This window comes from Petrotoga mexicana DSM 14811 (assembly GCF_002895565.1).
Taxonomy (GTDB): Bacteria; Thermotogota; Thermotogae; order Petrotogales; family Petrotogaceae; genus Petrotoga; species Petrotoga mexicana.
This window is the reverse complement of sequence record NZ_AZRN01000021.1, coordinates 84600-91384: the sequence shown is the minus strand read 5'-3', so window position 1 is coordinate 91384 and position 6785 is coordinate 84600. Positions and strand designations below refer to the sequence as shown.

Annotated in this window: 4 protein-coding genes; all 4 read right to left on the bottom strand. The window is 32.1% G+C overall.

Annotated elements, in window-relative coordinates; all coding sequences use genetic code 11:
- Positions 1–303: 303 nt before the first annotated feature.
- The gene (gene fusA / locus X927_RS05595) at positions 304–2376 is read right to left on the bottom strand and encodes an elongation factor G (protein ID WP_103077112.1); all 2073 of its coding nucleotides are present in this window, start codon (positions 2374–2376) and stop codon (positions 304–306) included.
- A 32-nt stretch (positions 2377–2408) separates the two neighbouring features.
- Positions 2409–4094 carry a phosphodiester glycosidase family protein gene (locus X927_RS05590; protein ID WP_146026583.1) on the bottom strand — a complete coding sequence of 562 codons (1686 nt, stop codon included), beginning with the start codon at positions 4092–4094 and terminating at the stop codon, positions 2409–2411.
- Positions 4095–4157: 63 nt separating this feature from the next.
- The gene (locus X927_RS05585) at positions 4158–5483 is read right to left on the bottom strand and encodes a thymidine phosphorylase (RefSeq protein WP_103077110.1); all 1326 of its coding nucleotides are present in this window, start codon (positions 5481–5483) and stop codon (positions 4158–4160) included.
- A 2-nt stretch (positions 5484–5485) separates the two neighbouring features.
- Positions 5486–6766: a sensor histidine kinase gene (locus tag X927_RS05580; RefSeq protein WP_103077109.1), complete on the bottom strand. Its 1281-nt coding sequence runs from the start codon at positions 6764–6766 to the stop codon at positions 5486–5488.
- Between the last annotated feature and the right edge of the window lie 19 nt (positions 6767–6785).

Below are 6785 nucleotides of genomic sequence, written 5' to 3'. Positions count from 1 at the left end.
TAAAAATTTTATTTAGCGCCCCTTCACCCCGCTCCCCACCCATAATCTTTAAGGGGCTTCGCCCCTTAAGAACCCCAAGTTCGTATAACATCGTTTGCGTAGCAAACGAGATTTTGGAAAACATTTCTAAAGCAACACATCATTTGTTTCACAAATGAGAATATGGAAATTGTTTCTAAGGCATTATAAAGAATCATTTTGCACAAAGCTGCAAAAAAACATCGTTTACACAATGCGGCAAACTTAAAAAAGCTTTTTGCACAAATCAGCAAAAGCTATTTAAAAATGGGGCATAGCCCCATTTTATTTTTGTAATTCTTCTTCTCTTTTTCTTTCTTCTATTATTTTGTTTTGTATATCAGGGCTTACTTCAGCATAATGGGAAAATTTCATGGTAAAATAACCCTTTCCTGAGGAAATAGAGCTGAGACGAGGTGAAAAATCCAACATTTCGGCCAGTGGGATTTCAGCTACTATTTTATCGTATCCTTTCCCCGCTGATTCCATTCCTAAAGGTCTTCCTCTTTTTGCTGTAATTTCACCGATAACGTCTCCTGTGTTTTCAGTGGGTAAGAATATTTCAACATGCATAATTGGTTCTAAAATAACTGGGTTGTCATTTTCCATGGCTATTTTAAATGCGTGTCTTGCAGCTATTTGAAATGAAATATCTGAAGAGTCAACTTCATGATAAGAACCATCAAAGAGTGTAACCCTAATATCAACAACCGGGAAACCAGCTAAAACACCTTTTTTGATAGCTTCTCTGATACCTTTGTCTACTGATGGTATGAAATTTTTTGGGATGACGCCTCCAACGATTTTATCAACAAATTCATAGCCTTTCCCTCTTTCTAGTGGTTCAATTTCTATTTTAACGTGACCGTATTGGCCATGACCTCCGGTTTGTTTTTTGTGTTTGTACTCGGCCTGTGTTTTGCTTCTTATAGTTTCCTTGTAAGCAATTTTTGGTTTTCCTACCTCAAAATCAATACCGAAATTCTTTTTCAATTTCTCTATCATTATTTCTAGATGAACTGTTCCCATACCACTTATGACCGTTTCGCCGGTTTCAGAATCGAATTCCCATTTAAATGTTGGATCTGACTCTGCTATTTTTGCTAACGATTCAGTAATTTTGTCTATTTCATTTTTAGAATTAGGAGCTATGGACTTAGATATCATCGGTTCTGGAAATTCAGGTAATTTCAGCCTATTTGACGTTTCTTCACTGGATACGGTTTGATTTATCTTACTTGATTTTAGCTTAGGTATAACTAAGATATCTCCAACGCCAGCCATTTCCACTTCTTCGTTCTTATCAAATCTAGGTATATTGATATGGGAGATCTTTTCTCTTGTGGATTCTTCAACAATATAGATACTAGAACCGGCTTTTATAGAACCGCTAATGACTCTTAGATAAGTGAGTTTTCCAACGAATGGGTCTACTTCATTTTTAACGATAATACCTAAAAATTGACCATCTTCTTGGGAAGAAATCTCAGTACCTTCTTCAGTGTAAAATTTTCTTTCAAGTGGTGTCATTCCAAAACTGATTAAAGCCTTTATCAATTGATCAAAACCGATATTTTTTAAAGCGGATCCAATTAATACAGGAATTATTTTATCTTCATCATACGCTTTATGAAGTGAGGAAATCAGTTCCTCTTGACTTAATCCTTCTTCACCTGATTCAAAATACTTTTCCATTAGTTCTTCGTTTGTTTCAACAATATCTTCTATTATTTCAGAATGAAATCTTTCCAAATAATCTTTCGCGTTATCTGGAATTTCGCTTTGTTTGGAAGATTTGCCTGTTCCTTCTTCATATGTAATTACGTCATTTGATAAAAGATTTATAATACCTTTAAAATCTGGGCCTTCGCCTATGGGAATTTGGAAAGGAACTATTCTTATTTCGTCTTCAAAACTTTCTTTAAGTTCTTGAATTAAGTTCCCGAAGTTCACTCCTTCTTTATCCATTTGGTTTACATAAAATACGATCGGTTTATTTAATTCTCTTGCCATATTCCAAATTCTTTCAGTTGTTACTTCTACACCAGCAGAAGCGTTTATTACAATAACTACGTTGTCCACTGCGTTTAAAGCTATTTGTATATCTCCTATAAAGTCTAAAGATCCTGGGGTATCAAAAAAGTAGAGCCTTGAATCATCTAAATCGAACGAGAAAATGTGGTTGGAAAAGGTTGCTCCTTTTTCTTTTTCAACTGGATCCTTGTCTAAATGTCTTTGACCTATTCTATCGGTTAATCCAAGATTTACAAGGACATCATCCATAAGGGTAGTTTTACCGCATCCATGATGTCCAAAGAATCCTACGATCCTCTTTTTTTCAGCGTTGTATTCACTCAATGTTACCCCTCCATTCTCAATCCATTTCTTAACTACAGGATTTTTTCATAAACACTTAAAAGTACCGGAATATAATTACGTGTTTTTTCGTTTTTAAAATTTTGTATTTCACCTTCGTAATAAACTATTGAAGAACTACCACCATCTAGCATCATTGCAACTTCAAACTCGCCCAATTCAAATAGCAAGTTTTTTGTTTCATCGTATGTAAGACCTGTTTCAGGATTATCAAGTCCTTCAATGACCATTAAATTGATATTTCGATCTTTATCTATCGCAACTACGGTTCTTGGGGCTTTACTATAAATTATTCCATTGGAGTAACTTTTCTTTTCAGCATCTAGTTGTTCTTGGGTATATTTGGAATGTATTAATATAGGTCCTCCCTCTAAAAGTAAAGTAGGATCGTTTGGCAAATTTTCGCTTTTATTAAGCGTGAAATCAATTTTTGTTCCCAACGATATATTTCCCAGGTATTTTTCGTATTTTTTATCTATAAGTACTAATTTTTCTCCTTCAGAAGGAGTTGTTTTGTTTTTTGATATAATCCGATTATTTTCATCGATTAAGAAAAAAGCATAATTTCCTTCTGTTTCCGCTATGTTTCCCTTATAATGATGAGTATATAATTTAACGTCACCTTTCCACGTAGAATTAATGGATTTTACCCAAAAAAGTAGGTTATCAATATGTAACTGGTATTCTAATTTAATATAGTCAATGTCTAGAAAATTTGTTCCTATAATTAGTGCAGGTCGTGAATAGGAACTCAAATGTAATAGTGTGCCGTCGGATATTATATTCCCAACTGGTTCTAAGGTTTGAGGATCAAAAAAAGAAGCGTTAACAGAAAAGATCGGATTTTTATCTTTTAAAAATGAATACACATCGGAACGTGTTCCTAAATTATTCAAATCAACTTTTATTTGATATATTTTTGGATTAACTATCAATTGGTAAATTTTTAAACGTTGTCCGTTTAATTCTTCGATTTTTTCAATGTATTGAAGCCCTTCATTTTTAGATGTGGTTTTATCCGTATCTGCACTTGTTGAAATAGTTTTTTTATCGATAATAATAGATAAATTTTTTCCATTTAAATTAACTTCATAGTTGAAATCACTCTTGAACTTTAAATAAGCAGTATTGTTTGAGTATGAATAATCGAAGTTATCTGGAATATTTTCCATCGGGGCAACAGGTTTTATGCTTAATAAGTAATCTCCATCTTTTGTTATTTTAGTTAAAGTTATCGAATCTTTTGAAAGATATGAATTGAATCCAATTTCGATTTCACTTGTACTTACATTAGAGTTAGTTATTTTTGGAATTTCTGAATAGAAGAATATACTGTCAATATCTTTAAAACGGTTCAACTGTAAGAATGTAGATAAGACATCTTCCCTTATATACACGTTTTCATCAACAATCAGTACGGAATTATTATATTTGTTTATAAAATTTATTTTGGAGTAGTAATCATTCAAACTAATTTCTAAGACATTTTTATTGTATATTATATACATTATTCTGGAAGTGCGATTCATTACCATACTATCATATTTGGAAAGATGTTCAACATTAATATAAAAATAATCTTGATTTTTGATAGCTTCCATACTGAGAGGAGGGTTGTTTTGAGATATAAAAATAGCTTCTTCAGAAAATAAATTTATTGCTAGAATTATTAGCAAGAATAGAAAGATAAGCTTTTTCATCAATAAATGATCCTCCGTTGTTTAACTTTATTTAGCGTCCCTTTGCACCACTTTCCATCCATCTTAACTTTTTTCATCGGAAAACAAAACATCAAGAATTACATTTTTATTTATACCTTTAGGATTTTCTTTACTAATGTTGTAAGCCTCATTCAAAAGCTTTAGAGAGGCATCAACGTCGCTCTTTTCGCTGACAAACAACTTGGCTATTGTCTCTCCTTCTTCAACTTTATCTCCAAGCTTTTTGTTAATTGTTAAACCAACACTTTTGTCGATGATATCTTCTTTTTTTTGTCTGCCAGCTCCTAATACCATTGAGGCTAAACCTATTTTTTCGGTATCAATAAAGGTTATATACCCTTGTTCCTTTGCTTTGAATTCTAAAGTTTTTGGTGCTATATTAAGATACTTACTAGGATCATCAACTACTTCTTCTTTTCCACCCTGAGCTTTTATCCATTCTTTCATTTTTTCTTTTACTATACCATGTTCTATGTTTTCTATTAGTTTTTTCCTTGCTTCTTCATAGGTTATTATACCAGATAAAGAAGCCATATGAGAAGAGATTTCTAAACACAACTCAGAAAAATCTTTTGGACCTCTTCCTTTCACTGTATCTATTGCTTCCATTACTTCCAATGCGTTTCCAATGTTTTCTCCCAAAGGTTGATCCATATTGGTAATTAAAGCAATAGTATTTTTATCGTATCTTTTTGCAATCTTTAGCATGATTCTACCCAACTCTTTGGCATCTTCTAAGTTTTTCATGAATGCTCCCGAACCCACTTTGATATCCAAGAGTATTCCATCACTAGTTATGGCAAGTTTTTTACTCATTATACTGGAAGCTATTAAAGATAGTTCCTCAACGGTTGCGGTAGAGTCCCTTAACGAATACAACTTTTTATCTGCTGGGGCTATATTTCCAGTCTGTCCGGCCACAACAATCCCTACATTGTTCGCTATTTCAAAGAATTCTTTAGTGGTTAGAGAAGTTTTAAAACCGGGAATAGATTCAAGCTTGTCGATGGTCCCTCCAGTGTGCCCTAAGGATCTGCCTGATAATTTGGCTATTTTAACCCCTAATGAGGCAACCATAGGTGCTATTGCTATTGTAGTTTTGTCTCCAACGCCTCCAGTAGAGTGTTTGTCAATTTTTTTACCTGTGATTCTTGATAAGTCTATAATATCTCCACTTTTAAGCATTACATCCGTTAGATTATAACTTTCTTCCTCTGTTAAATGATTGAAGAAGATAGCCATTAACCAGGAAGAAACTTGATAGTCTGGAATACGGTTTTCTAAATAGCCATTGATCATAAAGGCTATTTCTTCTTTTGTGTTTTCTTTAGCATCCCTTTTGTTTTTTATAATATCGTATGCTCTCAACTTTAAGCCTCCGTTTCGATACTTGTTTTTAAAGGTAGTATAACTTGAAACAATGTGCCGTTGTTTTCTTCGCTATCTAAATATATTCTGGCATTATGGTTGTCCAAAATTGTTTTGACTATGTACAAACCAATCCCTAAACCCGGGACTTGCCTGCTTCTGGATTTGTCTACTCTGTAAAATAGATCGAAGATCCTTTTTAACTCTTTTGAAGGTATACCTATTCCTGTATCCTCAATTTCCAAAATTATGTTATTATCATTTTTGTACAATCTTAACCATACTTTTTTTTCGCCCTTTTCTTTCAATGCTGTAAATTTAAAAGAATTGTCTAAAATATTATACACTACCTGCAGGAGTCTATCTTCATTACCGAAAACGTATAGATCATCTTCTATTTCTTCTTCAAACTCAATGGACATCTTATCAGCAACAATTTTAAAGAAATCAAAAGCTCTCTTTACCGTATTAGAGAAATTGAAAAACACAAATCTTTTTTCTTCGCCTATATTTTTTTCCAATCTCTCTATATCTAAAAGGTCGTTAAACATTCTCGTTAATCTCGAAATTTCTTCTTCTATTTTTTTTAGGGGTTGATAAATTTCTTCATTTAAATTAGGTTCGTGCAATATCGTTTCTAAATACCCGCTTATAACGGATAAGGGTGTCCGCATTTCATGGGACATGATGGTTAAGAATTCTCTTCTTAGATCTTCTAAATTTTTTTCTTTCGTGATATCTAACAAAATAATAACTCTATAATTTTCAACATTTATTGATTTAACTTGACATCTGAAGTATTTTTTTTCTGGATAATAGAATGAAGTCTCCTCTTCCATGTCTTTATTAGTTTTAAAACTTTTTAAAGTCAATTCAATGAGATTATGATTATCAATTACTTCTGTTAATGACCTACCCACAAAATTTTCTGTTGTAAAAATATTTTTAGCAAAAGAATTGGCAAAATCCACCCTGATAATTTCATTTTGATTAAAAGAAACCAATATTATTCCTTCAGAAAGGGTGTCTAGAATCGAAAATATGTTCCTTCTTTTGTATTTTTCGGATTTGTATTTTTCTTCTAAATTTTTAATATATGAATTTAGTTGATGCAGAAGAAAATCATCAACAGGATTTTTTATGTTTATATTTATACTTTTTGCAATCTCATTTTTAAACCGTTGATGAGCATTTTCTTCTCTTCTCTTTCTCAAATAAGCATATATAAATAAAATATTTGTAATGACAAGTAATAAAATAACAATAATATATATATTGACCAATATTTTTCACCTGGTTTAT

Bases quoted from the DNA above. Each gene is read 5' to 3' on its own strand.
- X927_RS05590 (WP_146026583.1), bottom strand. From the start codon at position 4,094: ATGAAAAAGCTTATCTTTCTATTCTTGCTAATAATTCTAGCAATAAAT.